The 22,745-nt window shown below is 44.0% G+C and carries 20 protein-coding genes; 17 read left to right on the forward strand and 3 right to left on the reverse strand.

Going from position 1 to position 22,745, the window contains the following annotated elements; translation table 11 throughout:
• The first annotated feature begins 60 nt into the window (after positions 1 to 60).
• From rplQ to truA, 5 genes are all read left to right on the forward strand, one after another.
• Entirely contained in the window at positions 61 to 441 is a 381-nt protein-coding gene (rplQ, locus tag ACTW1R_RS01335; protein WP_003128038.1) for a 50S ribosomal protein L17, read from the forward strand.
• A gap of 271 nt (positions 442 to 712) precedes the next feature.
• Positions 713 to 1,549: an energy-coupling factor ABC transporter ATP-binding protein gene (locus ACTW1R_RS01340; protein WP_489927376.1), complete on the forward strand. Its 837-nt coding sequence runs from the start codon at positions 713 to 715 to the stop codon at positions 1,547 to 1,549.
• A complete protein-coding gene (locus ACTW1R_RS01345) occupies positions 1,525 to 2,391 on the forward strand; it encodes an energy-coupling factor ABC transporter ATP-binding protein (RefSeq protein ID WP_005232516.1) in 867 nt (288 codons plus the stop codon). Before ACTW1R_RS01340 ends, ACTW1R_RS01345 begins: the two co-directional genes overlap by 25 nt.
• A complete protein-coding gene (locus ACTW1R_RS01350; RefSeq protein ID WP_005227113.1) occupies positions 2,381 to 3,178 on the forward strand; it encodes an energy-coupling factor transporter transmembrane component T family protein in 798 nt (265 codons plus the stop codon). Before ACTW1R_RS01345 ends, ACTW1R_RS01350 begins: the two co-directional genes overlap by 11 nt.
• Positions 3,179 to 3,333: 155 nt before the next feature.
• Positions 3,334 to 4,080 carry a tRNA pseudouridine(38-40) synthase TruA gene (gene truA / locus ACTW1R_RS01355; protein WP_010748617.1) on the forward strand — a complete coding sequence of 249 codons (747 nt, stop codon included), beginning with the start codon at positions 3,334 to 3,336 and terminating at the stop codon, positions 4,078 to 4,080.
• A 56-nt stretch (positions 4,081 to 4,136) separates the two neighbouring features.
• Here the strand turns inward: truA and ACTW1R_RS01360 are convergent, their stop codons facing one another.
• Positions 4,137 to 5,450, reverse strand: coding sequence for an MFS transporter (locus ACTW1R_RS01360; RefSeq protein WP_213334378.1), 1,314 nt, complete (start codon positions 5,448 to 5,450; stop codon positions 4,137 to 4,139).
• Between the two features lie 299 nt (positions 5,451 to 5,749).
• Between ACTW1R_RS01360 and ACTW1R_RS01365 the strand changes: the two genes are divergently transcribed.
• Positions 5,750 to 6,736 carry an Rgg/GadR/MutR family transcriptional regulator gene (locus ACTW1R_RS01365; RefSeq protein WP_489927377.1) on the forward strand — a complete coding sequence of 329 codons (987 nt, stop codon included), beginning with the start codon at positions 5,750 to 5,752 and terminating at the stop codon, positions 6,734 to 6,736.
• 209 nt (positions 6,737 to 6,945) lie between these two features.
• Here the strand turns inward: ACTW1R_RS01365 and ACTW1R_RS01370 are convergent, their stop codons facing one another.
• Positions 6,946 to 9,594 (reverse strand): YfhO family protein, encoded by a 2,649-nt coding sequence (locus ACTW1R_RS01370; protein ID WP_128487969.1) that lies wholly within the window; start codon positions 9,592 to 9,594, stop codon positions 6,946 to 6,948.
• 162 nt (positions 9,595 to 9,756) lie between these two features.
• Positions 9,757 to 9,945, reverse strand: coding sequence for a 50S ribosomal protein L28 (gene rpmB / locus ACTW1R_RS01375; protein WP_003128045.1), 189 nt, complete (start codon positions 9,943 to 9,945; stop codon positions 9,757 to 9,759).
• A 266-nt stretch (positions 9,946 to 10,211) separates the two neighbouring features.
• On the opposite strand from rpmB, the gene ACTW1R_RS01380 reads away from it, so the two are divergent.
• From ACTW1R_RS01380 to rnc, 11 genes are all read left to right on the forward strand, one after another.
• On the forward strand, positions 10,212 to 10,574 hold the full coding sequence (locus tag ACTW1R_RS01380) for an Asp23/Gls24 family envelope stress response protein (protein ID WP_005227125.1): 363 nt from the start codon (positions 10,212 to 10,214) through the stop codon (positions 10,572 to 10,574).
• 46 nt (positions 10,575 to 10,620) lie between these two features.
• Positions 10,621 to 12,303: a DAK2 domain-containing protein gene (locus tag ACTW1R_RS01385; RefSeq protein WP_005227126.1), complete on the forward strand. Its 1,683-nt coding sequence runs from the start codon at positions 10,621 to 10,623 to the stop codon at positions 12,301 to 12,303.
• A 111-nt stretch (positions 12,304 to 12,414) separates the two neighbouring features.
• Positions 12,415 to 14,445: an ATP-dependent DNA helicase RecG gene (gene recG / locus ACTW1R_RS01390; protein WP_015508817.1), complete on the forward strand. Its 2,031-nt coding sequence runs from the start codon at positions 12,415 to 12,417 to the stop codon at positions 14,443 to 14,445.
• Positions 14,446 to 14,490: 45 nt separating this feature from the next.
• Positions 14,491 to 15,510 carry a phosphate acyltransferase PlsX gene (gene plsX / locus ACTW1R_RS01395; protein WP_016609182.1) on the forward strand — a complete coding sequence of 340 codons (1,020 nt, stop codon included), beginning with the start codon at positions 14,491 to 14,493 and terminating at the stop codon, positions 15,508 to 15,510.
• A 110-nt stretch (positions 15,511 to 15,620) separates the two neighbouring features.
• Positions 15,621 to 15,863, forward strand: coding sequence for an acyl carrier protein (gene acpP / locus ACTW1R_RS01400; protein WP_005227129.1), 243 nt, complete (start codon positions 15,621 to 15,623; stop codon positions 15,861 to 15,863).
• Between the two features lie 324 nt (positions 15,864 to 16,187).
• On the forward strand, positions 16,188 to 17,195 hold the full coding sequence (locus ACTW1R_RS01405; protein ID WP_005227130.1) for an ABC transporter ATP-binding protein: 1,008 nt from the start codon (positions 16,188 to 16,190) through the stop codon (positions 17,193 to 17,195).
• The gene (locus ACTW1R_RS01410) at positions 17,196 to 18,140 is read left to right on the forward strand and encodes an ABC transporter ATP-binding protein (protein ID WP_005227131.1); all 945 of its coding nucleotides are present in this window, start codon (positions 17,196 to 17,198) and stop codon (positions 18,138 to 18,140) included.
• Positions 18,140 to 19,096 carry an oligopeptide ABC transporter permease gene (gene opp4B / locus ACTW1R_RS01415; RefSeq protein ID WP_005227132.1) on the forward strand — a complete coding sequence of 319 codons (957 nt, stop codon included), beginning with the start codon at positions 18,140 to 18,142 and terminating at the stop codon, positions 19,094 to 19,096. The genes ACTW1R_RS01410 and opp4B overlap by 1 nt, the downstream gene beginning before the upstream one ends.
• A 63-nt stretch (positions 19,097 to 19,159) precedes the next feature.
• Complete coding sequence (locus ACTW1R_RS01420; protein ID WP_376716971.1) at positions 19,160 to 20,029, forward strand: ABC transporter permease; 870 nt, start codon at positions 19,160 to 19,162, stop codon at positions 20,027 to 20,029.
• A 16-nt stretch (positions 20,030 to 20,045) separates the two neighbouring features.
• The gene (locus tag ACTW1R_RS01425) at positions 20,046 to 21,833 is read left to right on the forward strand and encodes an oligopeptide ABC transporter substrate-binding protein (RefSeq protein WP_087626784.1); all 1,788 of its coding nucleotides are present in this window, start codon (positions 20,046 to 20,048) and stop codon (positions 21,831 to 21,833) included.
• 213 nt (positions 21,834 to 22,046) lie between these two features.
• Positions 22,047 to 22,739 carry a ribonuclease III gene (gene rnc, locus ACTW1R_RS01430; protein WP_005227136.1) on the forward strand — a complete coding sequence of 231 codons (693 nt, stop codon included), beginning with the start codon at positions 22,047 to 22,049 and terminating at the stop codon, positions 22,737 to 22,739.
• Positions 22,740 to 22,745 lie beyond the last annotated feature (6 nt).

Genomic DNA, 22,745 nt, shown 5'->3' on the forward strand with positions numbered 1-22,745 from the left:
ATTACGTTAGTTCGGTTCGTCTGACCGATACAACATTCGAAAGTGAAGGAGGGAAACCACGTGAGTTATCGTAAACTAGGACGCACATCTAGCCAACGTAAAGCGATGTTGCGTGATTTGACAACTGATTTATTCATTAACGAACGTATCGTTACGACTGAAGCTCGTGCGAAAGAAGTTCGTTCAACTGCAGAAAAAATGATCACTTTAGGTAAACGTGGTGATTTGCATGCACGTCGTCAAGCAGCAGCATTCGTTCGTAATGAAGTTGCAAGTGTACGTGAAGAAAACGAAGAAGTAGTTATTGAATCAGCATTACAAAAATTATTCAATGATATCGCTCCTCGTTACACAGATCGCCAAGGTGGATATACTCGTATCTTGAAAACAGAACCAAGACGCGGAGATGCTGCACCAATGGTTATCCTAGAACTTGTTTAAAATCACACTTATCATCACTTTATAGATGTTTACTAAGAGTGTTATGATGTTGGAAGAAACTTTCCGAGTCTAGCTCAGCGCCTACACCTCGATGTATTTCGAGGTGTACGCACTCATCATAAAGTGCTTTTTTTTTACTTTCGATTACCTGTCAAGACAGGTAATGGCAAGTGAAAAAAAGATCTGGAGACAAATCGTGCGTGAATCATTGAAAAACGTGCACTTTTTTGGTAGTGTTAGAAAGAATTAATCGCAAATGAAGGAGTCTATCATGAAGCCAATCATTGAATTGAATGCTATTACTGTGCGTTATAGCGAAGAAGAGCGTGCCGCGTTAAATAACGTACCCTTTTCCATCAACAAAGGGGAGTGGGTGGCGTTGATCGGCCATAACGGCTCTGGTAAATCAACTTTAGCAAAAACCATCAATGGCTTGATCTTGCCGCAAGAAGGCAGTGTTTCTGTCGGCGAATTGCCTTTGAATGAAGAAAATATCTGGAATATTCGAAAAATGGTCGGTATGGTCTTTCAAAACCCTGACAATCAATTCGTTGGTTCGACGGTGGAAGATGATGTGGCTTTCGGTTTAGAAAATCAAGGAATCCCGCGAGAAGAAATGCTGGTTCGTGTCAAAGACGCTCTGGAACAAGTACGGATGAGCGAGTTTGCGACCCGGGAACCCGCGCGTCTTTCTGGTGGTCAAAAACAGCGGGTAGCCATTGCTGGCGTCGTTGCATTGCGCCCAGATATCATCATTCTTGATGAAGCCACTAGTATGCTAGATCCAGAAGGTCGTGAAGAAGTGATCGCAACGATCAAAAAAATCAAAGAAAAAAACAATTTGACCGTGTTATCGATCACCCATGATATCGATGAAGCAGCCAACGCCAATCGGGTGCTGGTGATGCGTCAAGGAGAGCTCGTCCGCGAAGGGACACCCGCAGAGATTTTTTCTGCAGGTCCAGAACTGATTGAGCTAGGCTTAGATCTGCCATTTCCTGAAAAATTAAAGGCGGCACTAAAACAGCGGGGCGTCACGGTACCGCAAGCGTACTTAACTGAAGAAGGGATGGTGGATTGGCTATGGACATCCGTTTTGAACAAGTAGGATTCACCTACCAACCGCATTCTCCGTTTGAACAACGGGTTTTGTTCGATATTGATTTAGAGATCAAAGAAGGCTCTTATACTGCCTTAGTCGGTCATACAGGGAGCGGAAAATCTACGTTGTTGCAGCACTTGAATGCATTATTAAAACCAACGACCGGCACGGTCACGATCGGTGAGCGAGTCATCAAACCCGAGACAGACAACAAAAATCTAAAACCGTTACGTAAAAAAGTCGGGATCGTTTTTCAATTTCCTGAATCCCAATTATTTGAAGAAACCGTTGCGAGAGATATCGCTTTTGGACCGAAAAACTTTGGGGTCTCCGAAGAAGCAGCCAAAGGTTTAGCCCAAGAATACATTCAATTGGTAGGTTTAGATGAAAGTTTTCTGGAACGTTCACCCTTTGACCTTTCAGGGGGCCAAATGCGCCGTGTAGCGATTGCTGGGGTCTTGGCTATGGAACCAGAAGTTTTGGTCTTAGACGAGCCGACAGCTGGCTTAGATCCACAAGGACGCAAAGAGATGATGGAAATGTTTGATCGCCTGCATCGGGAAAAGAACATGACGATCATTTTAGTGACCCACTTGATGGATGATGTGGCAAACTATGCTGATTATGTCTATGTGTTAGAAAAAGGCCGTCTCGTCAAAGCAGGCACGCCGTCTGTTGTGTTTCAAGACACTGCCTGGCTGCAAGAAAAGCAGTTGGGTGTACCGACAGCAACCGCATTTGCGGAGCAACTACAAGCCAGAGGATTGGCATTTGAGCAGTTGCCGCTAACAGCTGATGAGCTGGCAGATGTTTTAGTAGCAAAGGGGGCGACTGCCCATGATGAATAAACTGATTTTCGGTCGTTTTATTCCCGGGGACTCCTTGATTCACCGCTTAGATCCACGAGTCAAATTGATTGCTAGTTTTTATTTTATCGCGATTATCTTTTTGGCGAATAATTGGCAAAGCTATTTATTAGCGGGTGCTTTTACGCTCTTTTGTATCTCCTTTTCAAAAATCGATTTTGGCTTCTTTATTCGAGGCGTGCGTCCTTTGATTTGGCTGATTTTATTTACTGTGGCGTTACAGATTTTATTTACTACCGGCGGCGACGTCTACTGGTCTTGGTGGATCTTTAACATCACAGAATTTGGTGTCCAAAACGGGATTTTTATTTTTTGCCGTTTTGTTTTGATCATTTTCATGTCGACCTTGTTGACGTTAACGACACCCCCATTAGAGCTTTCAGATGCGATCGAATACATTTTGCGTCCTTTAAAAGCGATCCGTTTCCCTGTCCATGAAATCTCACTGATGCTGTCGATCGCGTTGCGCTTTGTGCCAACCTTGATGGATGAAACAGAAAAAATTATGAATGCTCAGCGTGCCCGCGGGGTCGATTTCGGCGAAGGGGGACTGTTGCAGAAGATGAAGGCGATCGTTCCTTTATTGATTCCTTTATTTGTCAGCAGCTTTAACCGTGCGGAAGATCTAGCTACCGCTATGGAAGCCAGAGGCTATCAAGGCGGCGAAGGGCGTACGAAGTATCGGATTTTGCACTGGCATCAACGGGACACATTGGTTGTCATCGTTTTTGCGCTCTTTACAGTCGCGTTAGTGTTCTTAAGAGGATAATCGAAGACCTATGATTGAAGTCAACCCACGAAAGGTTCTTAACGAAGCAACGAGGCTGCTGGCGATCCCAGCGGCTGGTTCGAAAAGGCCTGTCGATCGATCAGACTTTTCTCATAGGCTTTTTTGTGAAAAAATAGAAAGAAACAGGTGATTCAATGGTCCGCTATAAAGCGACGATCGCTTATGATGGCACGAATTTTCAAGGGTTTCAGCGTCAACCCAATGGACGAACGGTTCAAGAAGAGATTGAAAAGACATTAACGAAGATGAACAATGGGCAGCCGATTCAGATTCATGGCTCTGGCCGCACCGATGCGGGGGTCCATGCGCAAGGGCAAGTGATCCACTTCGATTTCCCTCAAAAGCGCCCACTGGAAAAAATGCGCTTTGGTTTAGATACCCAAACGCCAGAAGATGTTGCGGTAAAATCGGTGGAGATCGTTGACGATACCTTCCATGCCCGCTACTTAGTCGTTGAAAAAACCTACCAGTTTCGAGTAGACATTGGGAAACCTCGCAGTCCTTTCCGTCGCCATTATGCCAGCTATTATCCGTATCCGCTAGATTTGGAAAAAATCCAACGAGCGTTGCCAGATTTTTTAGGCACCCATGACTTTACCAGTTTTTGTGCGACGGGCAGTTCCGTTGATGACAAAACACGGACGATCCATGAAGCGTCCATGGCGGTCAATGACGCTGGAGATGAGTTGATTTTCACCTTTCGCGGCGATGGATTTTTGTACAAGATGATCCGAATCATGGTGGGCACATTGTTGAAAATCGGCAATGGACGCCTCGCACCTGACAGTATTCCTGCGATCATTGCGCAAAAAGACCGAAATGCGGCAGGACCCACAGCTCATCCAGAAGGATTGTATTTGGTTCACGTTGCCTATGAATAAGGAAAAACACAAGCTTCGCTGCTCTTGTCCAAAAGAGAAAGCGAAAGCTTGTGTTTTTATTTTTTCTCAGGCAAAACAGGGGAAGTTTCTTGCCAATCTTCAGTCCTTTCCGCAGTGGTTTTAGACGCAGCAGTGGTGGGTGTTTTTTCTAAGGTACTGGCAGCGACTAAGGCGGCGATGGCTACCAAAAATGCGAAAAGCAAGTAAAGCAGCCAGCTCCAAGCAACGTGATAGCGATTGCCGATGCCTAAAAAGACCATTTGACCGACGGGTCCCCCTAGCATCACAATGGTGGAAAAGATCCCGCTGCTGATGGCGAGATGTTCTTCATCGATCTCACGAATCAGATGTGCCGAAAAGCGAGGATTGATTTTTCCAATCAGATAGCCTTCAGCAAAGAGCAGCACAATCATGAGCCAACGATTATGCAGGAAGAGAAAATTCAAGGTCAATAGACATAAAACGAAGGAGGTATACGCAATCAAGCGAACCAGACCAGTATTCTTGAACCAGTCGGCAGCAAACAAGGCGCCAGCGACCATGCCGATGGAAGTGGCGATGCCTGCCATCGCAACGGTGTTGCCATAAGTGGCAAACCAAAGCGCAAGATCATCCAACAGCTGGAGATTTAGTAGACCGCTCGTACTAGCGGCTAAGGTATTGATCAGTAAGGCAAAGAGAATCATCTTTTTAAGAAAAGCCGTACCAGTCAATAATTTAAAGGTTTCCGAGAAATTCTGAAAGAGTGGTGTTGGTGCTTGATTGATTCTCCCAGGCACCGCATTAAAGAGCGAGCGGTTCCAGAAGATCACGATGGCGGCTAAGAAAAACGTCACGGCATTGATCAAACCAAAAGCGGCAAAATTATTATTCAGTAAAATGATCCCCCAAGCACCGATCCCTTGAAAGACGATTTGAACGGTGGTTTGACACGCCATTTGAAAGCCCATGGCACTGTCTAAGGCGTCAGCAGGCACAAGACGGCGAACATAGGGCAGCTGCAACCCAGAACAATAAGCACCCAAACAATCAGATACAATGTTGATGCCTAGCAAAAGGAAGAAAGACCATAAACTAGGCGGCAGTTGGATCAAAAAAGCGAGTGCCACAAAAAGGACCCCTTGTAATAGTCGACTGCTGATCATCCATTGCACTTTATTTTTGGTACGATCGGCTAGATAGCCAGTCAGGATCCGTAAGAGATCAGGGACTAACAGTGCCATGGAGGCTAAGGAAACAGCAAGGGCATTAAAGGGTAATGTACTGGCATAAACTACAAAGACGATATTAAATAAACTCATGCCGATGCCGCTGAGTAAGGCGGCGTTGACTAAGGCACGATAGCCTTTGTTTTGTTGATATTCTTTCATCGAAATCATCCTTTCACGTTCTACGTTGTAAAATCAGTATAGGATGCTTTATACTAAGAGAAGAAAATAATCCACTATAGTGGAATTTAAATGTACCAGGAGCGTACCAGAGGTTACTGTCACGAGTGGCTAACAGCTAAAAGAGTGGCATGTAAATAGGGTACCGTAGATTTTGTTCCTCAACATTTTATAAGGTTGAATCTAAATTTGAATCTAAAATAGTAGCATTTAATGGCAGAGCTTCATTCGTAAAGCAAATTTGGTTTGGCGTTTGCAGACTGATCGCTAGGAGGATGGTTATGGAAGAAGGAAAACTGTACCGACAATTGCGCAAAGAGCGCGGCTATACGATCGCTCAAGTGGCGGATGAACAAAACAGTCGCTCGTTTATCAGTAAATTTGAGCAAGGTGCTTCAAGTATTAGTATTCATCGATTGGAACGCTTATTAGAAAATATACATGTTACGGTGGAGGAGTTTTATTATTTACGTGCGCAGCAAAAAGGCATAAAAAGTCACGACAACCTGATGAGCTTCCCCAGCTATATGACGAGCGAATTTATGGATTTACTGGATCGAATTTTAGGGATCAACAAAGAAGCTTACTTGAGTAACGCCCACGCCCAGCGAAGCAAAGAAGGGCTGGAGGAAATGCGCAGCGAACTGATCGCCGCTTCCAAACAGCATTCTTTTGTTTTTCTGTACCTTGAGATCACAAAGGAGATACATGAAATCAATCTCTCAGGTCCTAAACCCAATCACTCTTCTGGTGACTATATGGAAAAGCTGCGCACCAAAACTCGCCCCGTCATTCCCTACCTTACGAAAGTAGACAACTGGGGCGTTTATGAGATTTTACTGTTTCGGTATTTTCAATTCTTGTTTCCTGTCGAAACCTCCTATCACTTACTGCAGATCGCTATTTCCCGCACAAAAAAAGAACAAGGCTTGTCCTTGATGCGAGAAATTCAAATGGATTTGATTTTTAGTTGTTTTACGACGTTTGTCAATTTTCGCCGCCTGGAGTGGGCAAAAGAGGTGTTGACCATTGCAGAGGAATTATTGGCAGAGCGCGGAGACATGCTAAACAGCACGCATCTTCTTTGCTATCAAGGGTGGTACTGGTATATTTATGGCGATCAAGAAAAAGGACTGTTGAAAATCGACCAAGGGCTTTCGATCTTTCGCGTCTTGAAACAAACCAAAATGGTTAACTTATGGGAGCGATCGTTGCACTCCATCAAGAAAAATGCGGAAGAACCTAACAGTTATCTTATGTTTCGCTAAACGCTCTAAGGGCTAACGGGCTAGGCATTTGCCCCCGCATCGAAGGGGATCTAGTCGGCAGTGGAGGCTAAGACCACTAGAGCGAACAACTGCGAAACGCCAGCACAAAAAAAGAACCAAACTCGCCGATCATTGAGCGACACCCATAAGTCAGCGTTTGCTCTAACTTATGGGGAGCGCCTCAAAAAGACGAGTTGGTTCTTTTTCGATTAGGTTTCTGGTGGTTGATCCATGAGTTGACGTTGGTCGTCTAAGACTTGCTTTTTGGCTACTTGTTTCTGGTAAAACCAAGCAAACAGGATAAACAATGCGATGCAGCCGAAGAACAAGCAAACACCGATAACAAAGCCTTGCGGCAAGAAGGACAGTTCCAAGTGATGGGTGCCACTTGGGATCGTCACACTGATAAAGCCGTCTTGAAAGGCGGTGATTGGAACTTCTTTGCCGTCAAGCGTAGCAGTCCAGCCCTTGTCATAAGGGATGGTCGTTACAAGCTGTTGCTCTTTTTCAGTCGTGATATCGGCTTTGGCACTGCGTTTGCCGACCGTCATAGCGACCCCTCGATCTTGGATCGCATCAATTGCTTGTTGGTAAGCGTTGGTATCCAAGGTCACGACTTGCGGGTTTTGGAAGGAGATTTCAGGCGTTCCGTAGAAGCTGACGGTGAATTGAACCGTCGTATCGGTCTCATAGTGCCCTAAGTCGTAGTATTGACCGTTGATACTGATTTGCGTTTCTCGCTGCTGACCGTTGACTGTCACGGTGGCAGATGAGCTTTCCAATTCCCCAAAGTTGGCAGGGAAAAGACTCAAGTATGCTTGCGAGTTCGCTGGAACCTCCACTTGCCAAGTCACTTCTTTTGCGACATTGCTTTCTTGCTCGGTAAATTTCATATACATGCCGTCATTGGTGATATCTGTATTTTTACTATGGATCACCGTGATCGGCTGAAAGGCAAAATACTCTAAATTTAAATCCGCCAAGCCATTGAAAAGATTTTTCTGGCTCGTCAAGTTGTCATTTTGCGGCTGTTCAATCGATTCAATGGTTGGTTCAGCCAAGAAACCTAGCGGTAACGCATTTTGATTCTCATAAAGCTTGTATTCACCAGATTCCCCCACACGTTGAAAGCCGTATTTGGTGAGATTTGGCTTGGAGATATTGTATTTGATCCCTGTAAAAGCATCCATCAGCAAGGTATTGTTCGGATAGCGGATATTTAAATTGGTGCCGCGGGACCGAAAGCCCAGCTTATCCAGGTAGCTTGAGGAATTGCGGTTACGGATCGAAGAAAACATGCTGACACCGCTGTAGCCATAATTGATACTGTCGTTGGAAGAAACAGGATCAAGGTTTTCTAATCGGAAAAAGGTATCATTGTCTTCGTTGGCTTGAGTGACTAGTTTTTTTATGTCCGGATAAGGTTCTGTATACAAACTGCGAGAAGCATAGTTCCAATCATTCAAAATTCCGCGAACCATGCCGCTCGTATTGACGGCCATTTCTCCGCAGACGAAGATCAGCATCAAGATCGTCACTCGTTTTTGTGTTAAAAGACCTAATTGCCCGAACCCAATACATAACAAGTAAAGAACAAAGAATACGATCGTTAGCGCAAAAGAAGTAGCGGAAACATATTCATAGGTTCCAGGTCCTTTCAATGCGTAGGAGAGAGCAAACACCACGATCGTAGAAAGACCAATAATGAGAAACAATCCGCGATCTTTTTGCTGCAGCTGCTCCCACCCGTATCCCGCCAGCATGATCACTAAGAAGGAGAACAAATAGGCATAACGGAAAAGGAACATATTTGGGGCATGCATCCCGTGCCAAAAAAGATTCATCGGCACGATATAAAAACTGGCGATCAAAACAGCAAACATGCCAGCGTATAAGAATTTATCCTTCAAGCGAATTTTCTTCGAAACAAAATATAAAATACACAACAGCAGCGGCAATAACCCGATATAGATGAAGGGAATGGAGCCGTATTTTGTCGTATCGTAAACACCGATCATGTTTTTCATCACAAGGTCAAAGACATCGGTGGCTTCGGTTTTAAAGGAAGATATCGTCGTCAATTCTTCCCCGTTTGAGCGTAAATCCAATAAGGCAGGTAAGATGATCACCATTGAGGCGCCGCCAGCTAACAAGGAGGTGATGCCGTAAGGGATGATCGCCCCCCGAGCTTGCTTCCAGTTGCGACCCAACTGAACCAAGAAATACATCACGGAAAAGAGACCGATCATAAAGCCCATGTAAAAACTGGATAAAAATAACAGCAGATAACTGATAAATAACACGACTGGTTTTTTCTTTTTCACTAAACGGTCAATACCTAAAATCACTAGCGGTAGATAGATCATGGCATCAAGCCACATGATCAGTTCCGAATGGGCGGTGATGAAGGACATCAAGGCATAACAGACAGCTAAGGTCACATGCTGCCAACGTTGGATCTTAAAGGTTTGGCTGGCATAAAACCAAAACGCCAAACCCGCACTGCCGATCTTGATCAAGGTCAAGAAGTACAACGCATCTGGCATCAGCTGATTTGGGAAAAACAAGACCAGAGGAGTGAAGATTCCGCCTAAGTAATAGGAGATCAGTGCCAGATAATTCAAGCCTAAAGAGGCGTTCCATGTATAAAAGATACTTTGTTTGCCTAAGAGCATATTGCGAAAGCTGGCATGAAAGTTTGAGAATTGCGAAAAGGCATCACTGGCTAAGACACTGCGGCTGCTGCCAGGGTAGATGCCGATGGTCAAATAGATCACTGCCATGATAAGAAACGGCAAGAAGAAACTAGCAAGCATATAAGGCCAATGTTGTTTGGCAAATGTTTTTATTTTCGTCACAAGAAGTCACCTGTTCTTTATCAATTTTTTCTTAGTTTACCACAGGTGAATCGATTAAAAAAACAAAGACCTGTTTTCTTTAATGAAAACCTAAGTGAAAGCGCACCAAAGAAAAAAGGGTACAAAAAAAGCCGTTCAAAACGAACGGCCGAAAAGGTCTAATTATACGCGCTCAACTTTTCCAGATTTCAAAGCACGAGTTGACACCCAAACTTTTTTAGGTTTTCCGTCAATCATAACGCGAACTTTTTGCAAGTTAGGTTTCACAGTACGTTTTGTCGCATTCATTGCGTGAGAACGATTGTTTCCACTTGTAGTTTTACGTCCAGTAAAGTAACAAACTTTAGCCATGTGGTTATTTCCTCCTTTGCCTTGATGTTGGAGCGCTATTTCAGCTCATACCATCTGAATTTATCACAGAAAGGTGAAAAAAGCAAGAGTAATTTTCAAGAAACATTGACTTTTCCCGGTAAACATTGTAAATTAAACAAGGTCGAAATGCAAGACGTTTGGTCAGAAAGCCCCTTTTCATATGTCTCATCCTTTTATTTGCGGTACAGCTATGATAAAATATGTAAGAAGAAAGATGGGTCATGCCCATTGAAGGAGGCTATAAAATGGCTGTAAAAATTCAAACCTCATCAGGTATTATTGAAATCAGCAATGAAGTCATTGCAACAGTGGTCGGAGGCGCAGCAACAGATGTGTTCGGCATTGTTGGTATGGCTAGCAAGAAACAAATCAAAGATAACATCAATGAAATTTTACGAAAAGAAAATTATTCTCGCGGTGTCGTTGTCCGCCAAGAAGAAAACGGCATTGCAGTGGATGTATACACGATCGTCAGCTATGGAACAAAAATTTCCGAAGTTTCCCGCAACGTGCAGGAAAAAGTGAAATACAACTTAGAAACGATGCTAGGTGTATCTGCGAACTCGGTGAATGTATTTGTTCAAGGCGTACGTGTACTGCCAGATTAGGCAAGGGATCCGTTCATGGCGGATGATTTTAAGGAGGACTATCTAAGTGAAGGTAACGAATATCAGCGCAAGTCAGTTTCAAGAAATGGTGCAGGCAGGCGCGGCTCGTCTACAAGTTAATGCAGAGTTTGTCAACTCATTGAATGTGTTTCCTGTTCCAGATGGAGACACTGGGACAAACATGAATCTATCCATGACCAGTGGAGCAAAAGCGGTCGCAGATGCGACTTCAGAAAACGTCGGCGATCTTGCCGCTACACTTTCAAAAGGACTATTGATGGGCGCACGTGGGAATTCTGGCGTCATTTTATCTCAATTATTCCGCGGTTTTTCTAAAGCTATCCCGACCGCAGAAACACTTACTGCACCAGAATTGGCTCAAGCCTTTACTCATGGAGTAGAAACCGCCTATAAAGCAGTCATGAAACCTGTGGAAGGAACCATCTTGACTGTGGCACGCATCGCAGCTGAATATGGCGAGAAAAAAGCACAAACTACCGATGATTGTATCGAAGTGATGAAAGCCGTGGTTCACGGTGCAAAACGTTCATTGGCGAAAACCCCAGATCTATTGCCCGTCTTAAAAGAAGTCGGCGTGGTAGATAGCGGCGGTCAAGGATTGTTGTTCATTTATGAAGGCTTCTTAAATGCGTTGACGGGTGAATACCCAGCCGATGAAATCTTCGAACCTTCCCCAGCGGCTATGGATGAAATGGTCAATGCCGAACATCATCGCAGCGTTCAAGGACACTTAGCGACAGAAGATATCACCTTTGGTTACTGTACAGAAATCATGGTGAAGATCGGTGAAGGTCCGACTGTAGATAGTGAATTTGATTATGAAACATTCCGTAATTACTTAAATGAGTTAGGGGATTCCTTATTAGTGGTCAACGACGATGAGATCATCAAAGTCCATGTCCATACGGAACATCCTGGCGAAGTCATGAATTATGGTCAAAAATTCGGCTCATTGGTGAAAATCAAAGTCGACAACATGCGTCTTCAGCATGAAACGATTTTGGAACACGACCAGCAAGGTGCAAAACCTGCACCAGTGAAACGTCCACGGACACCATTTGCGATCATCGCGATCGCGGCTGGCGAAGGCTTGAAAGAATTGTTCACTAGCCTGGGTGCTTCATATGTCATCAGTGGCGGCCAAACGATGAACCCAAGTACGGAAGACATTTTGTTGGCCATCAATGAAGTTAATGCCGACCAAGTGATCGTTCTACCAAATAACAAAAATATCTTTATGGCTGCACAGCAAGCAGCGGAAGTTTCCGAGATTCCAGTAGCGGTTGTTGAAACACGGACGATCTCACAAGGGATGACAGCGATGCTGGCATTCCACGAGCAATCCACACTAGCTGAAAATCAGCAAGCTATGACCGATGTCTTAGCAAGTGTTGTCAGCGGATCAGTGACTCATGCGATCCGTAATACATCAATTGATGGCATCGAAATTACAGAAGGCGACTTCTTAGGAATGGTCGACGGAAAAATCGTTGTTTCTGTTCCGGATCGTTTCTCTGCTTCCATGACTACCTTAGAAAAAATGATCACAGAAGATACTGAGATCGTCACCATCATTATCGGTGAAGAAGGCAAAGCCAAAGAAGCAGCGAAAATTGAAGAAGCGATCGTTGAGCTGCATCCTGAGATCGAAGTAGAGATCCATCAAGGCGATCAGCCAGTTTATCCGTATCTTTTCTCAGCAGAATAAACAAATTAGGCGGCGGGGGCAAAAATCGTAGATGATTTTTGGCTCCGTCTTTTTCTATGAATGCAGGAATCTCTGCAATAAATAAAATTACTTTGGAAAAGGAGGGTACCTATGCTGAATCAGCCACTTACGGTATTAAAGGGTGTCGGAGAAAAACGCGCCCAAGACTTGGCGAGTTTAGGGATCGAAACCATTGAAGACCTGCTGAAGTATTATCCGTTTCGTTATGAAGACATTCAAGAACGGCAATTAGCGGAGATTCAAGACCAAGAAAAAGTAACGATCAAGGGGATCGTCGTTTCCCCGCCGGTCGTCAATCGCTTTGGCTATAAGAAAAGTCGGTTGCAATTTCGCATGATGCAAGACCACGACGTCTTTAATGTCTCCTTTTTCAATCAGCCTTATTTGAAGGATAAAGTAGAGGTCTCAGAAGAGATCGCCGTCTATGGCAAATGGGACGCCAAACGCAAAGGACTGACGGGAATGAAAATTCTCGGCAGCAAGAGCGCAGAAGACTTTGCCCCTATTTATCATGTCAATAAAGCCGTGCGTCAAAGTGTATTGATCGAACTGATCAAACAGGCATTCCTTGATTTTGGTGATCAGATCACAGAAATCTTGCCTTTGTCATTGATCGAAAAATATCGCTTGTTGGATCGGAAATCCGCGATGTTTGCGATGCATTTTCCTAAAGATCCCCAAGAGAGTCATCAAGCGAAGCGTCGAGTGATTTTTGAAGAGTTCTTTTTGTTCCAGATGCAAATCCAAGGACTGAAGAAAAGCGAAAAAGCCGAGAAAAACGGCTTAGCGATCGATTATGATGTGCAACGCTTGAAAGAATTTACTCGTAAACTGCCCTTTGAATTGACGAATGCGCAAAAGCGCGTGACCAATGAAATCTGCCATGACCTGAAAAGTCCGCAGCACATGCAGCGACTCTTGCAAGGAGATGTAGGAAGCGGGAAAACAGTCGTGGCGGCGATCGCCCTTTATGCCACGATGACGGCTGGCTTTCAGGGCGCACTGATGGTGCCGACTGAGATTTTGGCCCAGCAGCACCTAGAAAGCTTGAATCAGCTCTTTGACCCCTTAGAAGTGACCACCGCTCTTTTGACAGGCTCGACCAAACCGAAAGAACGGCGAGTCATCTTAGAACAATTAGCAGCCGGGGAGATCGACATCATCGTCGGGACCCATGCGCTGATTCAAGAAGGCGTGGACTTTGCACATCTTGGCTTAGTCATCACCGATGAACAACACCGTTTTGGGGTCAATCAGCGAAAAGTCTTACGGGAAAAAGGCTATCTGCCTGATGTGCTCTTTATGACCGCCACACCGATCCCTCGTACGTTAGCGATCACGGCTTATGGCGAAATGGATGTTTCGGTGATCGATGAAATGCCAGCAGGACGGATTCCTGTAGAGACTCGCTGGGTCCGTCCGCCGCAGTTTGAATCGATCTTAGAGTGGGCGCAAAAAGAATTGGCACAAGGGCATCAGATGTATGTCATCTGTCCTTTGATTGAAGAATCCGAAATGCTGGATGTCAAGAATGCCACGGAGATTTATGAGCAGCTGCAAAGTTACTTTTCTCCTACTTATCAAGTGGGAATGCTGCATGGGAAAATGAAGAATCAAGAAAAAGACAGCATCATGGAAGCTTTCAAAGAAAATCAACTGCAGATCTTGGTTTCCACGACGGTCATCGAAGTAGGGGTCAATGTCCCCAATGCGACAGTGATGCTGATCATTGACGCCGATCGCTTCGGGTTAGCCCAGCTTCATCAATTGCGTGGACGGGTAGGGCGCGGTGCCGATGCTTCTTACTGTATATTGATCGCAAACCCGAAGAACGAGACAGGGGTCGAGCGAATGAAGATCATGACAGAAACCACCAACGGCTTTGTAGTCAGCGAAAAAGATTTGCAGTTGCGAGGACCAGGAGAAGTCTTCGGCAATCGACAATCGGGCTTGCCAGAGTTTGCGGCTGCCGATTTGGTCGCGGATGCCCATATTCTAGAAGTGGCACAAGTCGAAGCTGCCCAGCTTTGGCAAAAAAATGGCTGGCAGCTGTTGCCAGAATTTTCGGCATTGGCAAACTATTTAGCAGCAAAAAAAGCAGACAAACAATTTTTTGATTAAAGAATATGCTATACTGATTGGGAAAATGAAGGGAGTGGCAGCGAGATGCGGATTGCTGTTGATGCAATGGGCGGAGACAACGCCCCAAAAGCGATCGTAGAAGGAGTCATGCTGGCAAAAAAAGACTTTCCAGAGATTGAATTCCTCCTTTACGGAAAAGAAAATGAAATCAAAAAATACATGACGGACGATAAAAATGTCACCATTATCCACACGGATGAAAAAATCAATAGTGATGATGAGCCTGTCAAAGCGATCAGACGAAAAAAAACCGCCTCAATGGTCTTGGCAGCACAAGCGGTCAAAAATGGTGAGGCAGATGCGATTTTTTCAGCTGGAAATACTGGGGCCTTATTAGCGGCTGGTTTGTTTATCGTCGGTCGGATCAAAGGGATCGACCGTCCCGGATTGATGTCCACAATGCCAGTGATCGGCAAAGATGCTGGCTTTGACATGCTGGATCTAGGTGCCAATGCCGACAATAAACCAGAACATTTGGCAAACTATGCCGTCTTAGGGTCCTTTTATGCCCAAAAAGTTCGCGGGATCAATCGACCACGGGTCGGCTTGTTAAATAACGGGACGGAAGAAACCAAAGGCAGTGAATTAACGAAAAAAGCCTTTGAACTGCTTTCGCAAGACCCGACGATCCACTTTATCGGCAATGTCGAGGCTCGGGAATTATTGGATGGTGCAGCTGACGTCGTCGTGACAGATGGCTTTACTGGAAATGCTGTTTTGAAATCGATCGAAGGAACCGCCTTGAATTTGATGGCGCTGTTGAAACAATCGATTCTCGATTCCGGTGCCAAAGGGAAATTAGGCGCATTATTATTAAAAGATGCGTTGCGGAAAGTGAAAAATGAAATGGATTATGCGAAACACGGCGGTGCCGTATTGTTTGGGTTGAAAGCCCCAGTCATCAAAACCCATGGTGCGACAGGACCAGAAGCGGTGGCGTACACCATCAAGCAGATCCATACGATGTTAGCGACAGATGTCGTGGCACAATTGGTCGCCCATTTTGAAGAAATGCCGACTGACAAAGACGAAACGCAATCATAATGCAATCATTGTAATGAAATTGCAAAAATATCTAGACAAAAAGCATAGAAAGCAGTACAATGTTTGTTAGCCATTCTATGTTTTGTGCAAACGCGTGGAGGTGAAGCCAGTTGACACGAGATGAAGTATTCAAGAAAGTTGCGGTCGTGATCGCCAATCATTTTGAAATTGACGCAGAGAACGTAACGGATACGATGAGCATTAAAGACGACTTGAACGCTGATTCGATCAGTGTGATGGAATTCGTCCTTGAACTAGAAGATGAATTTGGTACCGAGATTTCTGATGAAGATGCCGAGCAGATCGAAACAGTCGGTGGAGCGGTTGATTATATTTCAAGCCATCTTGCTTAAGACAGACATAAGAGCTAAGTCCTAGATGACTTAGCTCTTTCTTTCTCATAATTGATCCGCAGTGATTTTGAGCGGCTTTTCTTTGGTAGTGAGATCTAAAAAACGGTCGTTAAACCTGACATGACGGCGTTGAAAGCATAATGTAAATTTTCTGAAAATTCAGTGTATTAACTTTTCTGGGACTTGCATTATTGGTGGCATTTCTATATAATTATTAAGAATATATTATACAATGTTAAGAAAGCTTTTGGAAATGAAATGCATGTTCCTTCTTTTTTTACATTAAATTGCAAGACATCTTAGAAAGTAGAGAGGGGTATTCGATTGTCCAGAGATAATCAATTACTAGATGTTCAAAACCTTCACACAGGTTTTCGTATTAAAGACGATTACTATGACGCAGTAGATGGTATTTCTTTTACACTGGATCGCAATGAGATCTTAGCGATCGTAGGAGAATCTGGTTGCGGCAAGAGTACGTTAGCTACAACGATCATGGGGCTGCATGACCCAAACAACACGAAAATCACCGGAGAAATCTTATATAAAGATTTAAACTTGTCAAACTTAAACGAAACGCTGTACAACAAAATTCGCGGAAATGATATTGGGATGATTTTCCAAGATCCATTGTCTGCACTGAATCCTTTGATGCGGATCGAAGATCAAATCAAAGAAGGGTTATCCTACCATACGGATATGACCGCCGAACAGCGTCAAGCACGAGCATTAGAATTATTAGAACAAGTGGGGATCCCGAATCCACCGCGAGTAGGACGTCAATACCCTCATGAATTGTCAGGTGGGATGCGTCAGCGGGTCATCATTGCGATCGCGATTGCTTGTAAACCACCAATCATTATTGCCGATGAACCAACGACCGCGTTGGACGTGACGATCCAAGCACAGATCCTTGATCTACTAAAAGATTTGCAAGAAGAAACGCAAACGGGGATCATTTTGATCACCCACGATTTAGGTGTCGTAGCAGAGATGGCCGACCGAGTAGCCGTAATGTACGGGGGACAGTTTGTGGAAGTCGCAACAGCCGAAGAGTTGTTTGCCAATCCGAAACATCCATACACCCGCTCATTGCTTAACTCGATCCCTCAAGAAAATTCACAAGACAGTGAACTGCACGTGATTGAAGGCGTAGTTCCTTCATTGAAAAATATGCCACGGACGGGTTGTCGGTTTGCCGCACGGATTCCTTGGATTCCTGAAAGCGACCACGAAGCAAACCCAGTCTTGCATGAAGTAGCACCTGATCATTTGGTCCGTTGCACATGCTACAAGCATTTTCATTTTAGAGACGAAGAAGGAGAAGTGTAGATGACAGAATTAATTACAATTAAAGATCTGAAAGTCCACTATCCTATTCGCAGCGGATTTTTCAACCGCGTCACAGACCATGTGTATGCCGTTGACGGTGTGGACTTCATCATAGAAAAAGGAAAAACCTACGGATTGGTTGGTGAGTCTGGTTCTGGTAAATCCACGACGGGGAAAGCCATCGTTGGGTTAGAAAAAATCACCAGTGGCGAAATCATTTATGATGGGCAAGACGTGACCAAACGTTCCGTCCGCAAAAAAATGAACTACAACAAAGATGTCCAAATGATTTTCCAAGATTCAATGTCCAGCTTGAATCCTAAAAAACGCGTGGTAGACATTATCGCCGAACCATTACGCAACTTTGAACGCTTAAGCGATCAAGAAGAGAAAAAACGAGTGAAAAGCCTTCTGGATATCGTTGGGATGCCAGAAGATGCCCTATACAAATATCCTCACGAGTTCTCTGGTGGTCAACGTCAGCGGTTAGGGGTTGCCCGCGCGGTAGCATCCAATCCAAAACTGATCGTCGCCGATGAGCCGGTTTCAGCCCTTGACTTATCCGTTCAAGCGCAGGTACTAAACTTTATGAAACGGATCCAGCAAGAATTTGGCTTAAGTTTCTTATTCATCTCTCATGACTTAGGGGTCGTAAAACACATGTGTGACAATATCGCCATCATGTATAAAGGCCGCTTCGTTGAGATCGGGACACGGGAAGACATCTATCAAGACCCGCGTCACATCTATACAAAACGTTTATTATCAGCGATTCCTCAAATCGACGTAAAAAATCGCGATGCTCACAAAGAAAACCGCCGCAAGGTCGAGTTGGAATATGTGACCCATCAAAAAGATTACTACGACGAAACTGGCAGAGTGTATGACTTGCGTAAAATCACCGAGTCGCACCAAGTCGCATTGAAAAACGGGGGTGCTGAATAATGTGGAAAACAATTCTACGTCGTTTGTTGTTGATGATCCCGCAAGTCATTATTTTGAGTATCTTGATTTTCTTGATCGCACAAGCAATGCCTGGGGATCCATTTACCGGTTTGATCAATCCAAACCAAGATCCAGCTGTTATTGAGCGGATGCGTGAAGCCGCTGGTTTGAATGACCCATGGTATACCCAGTATTTCCGTTGGATCGGAAATGCCTTAAAAGGGGACTTTGGTCAAAGTTTCATCTTTAAATTACCTGTTTCAACGTTATTAGCAGGACGTATCAGCAATACATTGTGGTTATCTTTACTGACGGTCATTTTGACTTACGTGATTGCCATTCCTTTAGGGATGTGGGCAGGACGTTACCAAAATTCATTGCTTGATAAAGTCGTCGTTGTTTACAACTTCTTCAGTTTCGCCGTACCGTTGTTTATCTTTGCGTTGATCGCATTGTTCATCTTCGGTTACCGATTGGCTTGGTTCCCAACGGGTGGTTCCGTTGCACCGGGGGTCAGCGGCATGGCTGAGTTTTGGAGTCGCTTGTATCACCTACTATTACCGGCGATCACTTCTGCATTATTAGGAACAGCAGTGACGATCCAATACTTGCGAAGTGAAGTCATTGATTCGAAATCATTGGATTTCGTTCGTACCGCTCGTTCAAAAGGGGTACCAACGAATAAAGTCTTCTCACGTCACGTTTTCCGTAATGCGTCGTTGCCGATCGCATCACAAATGGGCTACGAGATCACTTCATTGATCGCAGGTTCTGTGGTCATTGAGAAAATCTTCGCTTACCCAGGTGTCGGAAAACTGTTTATCGATAGTATCGTCCAACGGGACTATGCCGTGATCACTTCACTGACATTGATCTTAGGACTAGCGACCTTGATCGGTACGCTGCTATCAGATATCATCATGAGTATTGTCGATCCAAGAATCAGAATCCAGTAATAGGAGGGGATAAATGTGTCTGAAAAGAAAGAAAAAGTACTAAAACAAGAGAGCATCCCGCCTATGGGATTAAAAATGATTTTTCGCGAATTCTTAAAAGATAAAATGGCGATCTTTTCATTAGTTTTGTTAGTCGCAGTTTTATTGTTCGTGTTTATCGGCTCAGCAGTTATCGACCAATCACAAGTGATGCGTGTCAGCATCCTTGATAAATACGCTGTACCCGGCGCGATTTCGCCAAACGGCGGCATCTACCTTTTAGGGGCGGATGAAGGTGGCCGTGATGTTTGGGGACAATTGATCATCGGTGCGCGTAACTCAATCTTGATTGGTTTTTCAATCACGATCATTACGTCGATCGTTGGGGTCGGACTAGGGATCATCTCAGGTTACTATGGTGGCATCATTGATAACATTTTGATGCGTATCGTTGACTTTGTTATGATTTTGCCGATCATGTTGATCATTATCGTTATCGTATCGATCGTACCTCGTTATAACGTTTGGACCTTTATATGGGTCATGAGTGCCTTTTACTGGGTCGGAAAAGCAAGGCTCTTCCGAAGTAAGACCCTGTCAGAAGGCCGTCGCGACTATGTTAGTGCATCGAAAACCCTCGGAACCAATGACTTCGTCATCATGTTCCGCGAAATCATGCCGAACCTTAGCTCATTGATCATCACCAACTTAACAATGAACTTTGCAGCGAATATCGGTATTGAAACGACACTAACATTCTTAGGTTTTGGTCTGCCGACCAATGTTCCAAGTTTGGGAACACTGATCGGATATGCCAGCAGCGGTGATGTGCTGGTCAACAGACAGTGGATCTGGTTACCCGCATCAATTCTAATTTTAGTCTTGATGTTGAGTATCAATTACGTTGGTCAAGCATTTAAGCGTTCAGCGGATGCGCGTCAACGACTAGGATAAACAAGGAGGATACAGGATGAAGAAAAATATTTTTGGTATGGTCACTCTTTTGTCAGTGTTAGCATTGGCAGCTTGTGGCAGCAACGGCGGCGGAACCGATTCTTCTGGTGGCGGCAGCAATGCAGCAAACGATACGGAAGATGTAAGCAACTTCCCAATCGAAGTTAGCAATGATGCAGAGGCAATCGAAGGTGGTACTTTGGATGTTGCAGTAGTGATGGATACGCAATTCCAAGGGTTGTTCCAAACAGAATTTTATCAAGATAACTATGATGCACAATTTATGTTGCCAAGTAATGAAAGTTTATTCGTCAATGACGCTGATTTCAAAATTGTTGACGGCGGGGCTGCAAACCTTGAGCTAGATGAAGACAACAACACAGCAACAATTACTTTACGCGACAACCTGAAATGGTCTGATGGCGAAGATGTTACGGCAGATGATATCATCTTCACTTACGAAGTAATTGGTAACAAAGATTATACTGGTATTCGTTATGATAGTAACTTTACTAACATTGTTGGTATGGAAGATTACCATGATGGTAAAGCTGATACTATTTCTGGTATCACCAAAGAAAGTGACAAAGTCGTTAAAATCGAATACAAAGAAGTTCACCCTGGTATGATGCAAGCAGGTGGTGGTATTTGGGCTTCAGCATTACCAAAACACGCCTTTGAAGGAATCGAAGTCAAAGATATGGAATCAAGCGATCAAGTTCGTAAAAATCCAATCGTCTTCGGACCTTATGTAATGTCAAATATCGTAGCTGGTGAATCCGTAGAGTACGTTCCAAACGAATACTATTATGGAGATAAGCCAAAACTAGATAAATTATCATTTAAAGCAGTTCCAACTTCATCTATTGTTGAAGCGATGAACGCAAAACAATATGATATGGCTTTATCAATGCCGACAGATACGTATCCTACTTATAAAGATACTGACGGTTATCAAATCTTAGGCCGAACAGATACTGCTTACACTTATTTAGGTTTCAAATTAGGTAAATGGAATGCCGATGAAGGAAAAGTTGAATACAATCCTGATTCAAAAATGGCTGACAAGTCATTGCGTCAAGCAATGGGTTATGCATTAGATAATGATGCTGTCGGAAGCCGTTTCTACAATGGCTTGCGTACAAATGCAACGACATTGATCCCACCAGTATTTGGCTCATTACACAATACAGATGTTGAAGGTTATACTTTAAACATCGACAAAGCAAATCAATTACTTGATGATGCTGGCTACAAAGATGTCGATGGCGACGGTATGCGTGAAGACAAAAATGGTGAGAAATTAACCATTAACTTTGCTTCAATGTCAGGTGGCGAAACAGCACAACCATTAGCAGATTACTACATCCAACAATGGAATGAAATCGGACTTGATGTACAATACACAACAGGTCGCTTGATCGACTTCCAAGCATTCTATGACAAATTGGAAAATGATGATCCTGAGATTGATGTTTATCAAGGTGCATGGAATACTGGTTATGACCCATCACCAATGGGCTTGTATGGACCTAACTCTGCGTTCAACTACACTCGTTTTGAATCAGAAGAAAATACGAAATTGCTAGAAGCAATCGATTCAAAAGATTCGTTTGACGAAGCAAAACGTAAAGAAGCATTTGATGCATGGCAAGAATATGCTGCTGATGAAGCGTTTGTTATCCCAACACTTTACCGTAGTGCGGTGTTACCTGTATCAAATCGCGTCAAAGACTTCACATGGGCTTATGATGTGAATTACAATCCTTGGGCAACAATTTCAGTTACAGCTGAATCTCGTTAATCAATAATCGATGAAAAGACGTCCTTTCCAGGACGTCTTTTTTTCCTGTTTTTTTGCGGGTATCTGAGGAAAACAGGCTTTTTTATACAGGAGAAGATTAAGTAAATAAAATTTTATTACAGTCTTTCCAAGAATTTGGAGGAAACATTTCATAATTCGGCAAAAACCAGTATAATAGGGAAGTGTCGATAAACTAATGAAGGAATGTGACAAATGAATACACAATTAACGAAAGAACTAAAAGAAAAGTTTGATATTGTGTTCCATGATGTAGATCTGCTTGAACAAGCGTTTACGCATTCATCTTATGTGAATGAGCACCGCAACTTGCACTTGTCAGATAACGAACGTTTAGAGTTTTTGGGCGATGCTGTCTTAGAGTTGATCGTTTCACGGTATTTGTATCGTGAATTGCCAGATCTGCCCGAAGGTAAGCTGACGAAGCTACGGGCGGCAATCGTTCGCGAAGACAGTTTATCCATGTTTGCCAAAGATTGCCGATTCGATGAATACATTCGTCTAGGCAAAGGGGAAGAAAACTCTGGCGGTCGTAAACGACCTTCTTTGCTTTGTGATCTATTTGAAGCCTTTTTAGGTGCGTTATACTTGGACCAAGGACTGGAAAGTGTCAGCGGCTTTTTGACGAAAGTTGTCTTTCCAAAAGTAAAAGCAGGTGCTTTTTCCCATGAGATGGATCACAAGACCCGCTTGCAAGAAGTCTTGCAGCGTGGCGGCGATGTTTCCATCAATTATCGTTTGATCAAAGAAGCAGGCCCCGCCCATGAACGGATTTTTTGGACGGAAGTCTATTGCGATGATACCTTGATCGGAAAAGGACAAGGAAAATCGAAGAAATTATCAGAACAGGACGCCGCTGCGAATGCCTTGGCGGATCTTGAACAGTAAGAGAGG

It is taken from the genome of Enterococcus sp. R12, from assembly GCF_058135755.1.

Coding starts and splice junctions, on each gene's coding strand:
- ACTW1R_RS01340 (WP_489927376.1), top strand. CDS start 713: ATGAAGCCAATCATTGAATTGAATGCTATTACTGTGCGTTATAGCGAA.
- ACTW1R_RS01345 (WP_005232516.1), top strand. CDS start 1,525: ATGGACATCCGTTTTGAACAAGTAGGATTCACCTACCAACCGCATTCT.
- ACTW1R_RS01350 (WP_005227113.1), top strand. CDS start 2,381: ATGATGAATAAACTGATTTTCGGTCGTTTTATTCCCGGGGACTCCTTG.
- truA (WP_010748617.1), top strand. CDS start 3,334: ATGGTCCGCTATAAAGCGACGATCGCTTATGATGGCACGAATTTTCAA.
- ACTW1R_RS01360 (WP_213334378.1), bottom strand. CDS start 5,450: ATGAAAGAATATCAACAAAACAAAGGCTATCGTGCCTTAGTCAACGCC.
- ACTW1R_RS01365 (WP_489927377.1), top strand. CDS start 5,750: ATGGAAGAAGGAAAACTGTACCGACAATTGCGCAAAGAGCGCGGCTAT.
- rpmB (WP_003128045.1), bottom strand. CDS start 9,945: ATGGCTAAAGTTTGTTACTTTACTGGACGTAAAACTACAAGTGGAAAC.
- ACTW1R_RS01380 (WP_005227125.1), top strand. CDS start 10,212: ATGGCTGTAAAAATTCAAACCTCATCAGGTATTATTGAAATCAGCAAT.
- recG (WP_015508817.1), top strand. CDS start 12,415: ATGCTGAATCAGCCACTTACGGTATTAAAGGGTGTCGGAGAAAAACGC.
- plsX (WP_016609182.1), top strand. CDS start 14,491: ATGCGGATTGCTGTTGATGCAATGGGCGGAGACAACGCCCCAAAAGCG.
- ACTW1R_RS01410 (WP_005227131.1), top strand. CDS start 17,196: ATGACAGAATTAATTACAATTAAAGATCTGAAAGTCCACTATCCTATT.
- opp4B (WP_005227132.1), top strand. CDS start 18,140: ATGTGGAAAACAATTCTACGTCGTTTGTTGTTGATGATCCCGCAAGTC.
- ACTW1R_RS01420 (WP_376716971.1), top strand. CDS start 19,160: ATGGGATTAAAAATGATTTTTCGCGAATTCTTAAAAGATAAAATGGCG.
- ACTW1R_RS01425 (WP_087626784.1), top strand. CDS start 20,046: ATGAAGAAAAATATTTTTGGTATGGTCACTCTTTTGTCAGTGTTAGCA.
- rnc (WP_005227136.1), top strand. CDS start 22,047: ATGAATACACAATTAACGAAAGAACTAAAAGAAAAGTTTGATATTGTG.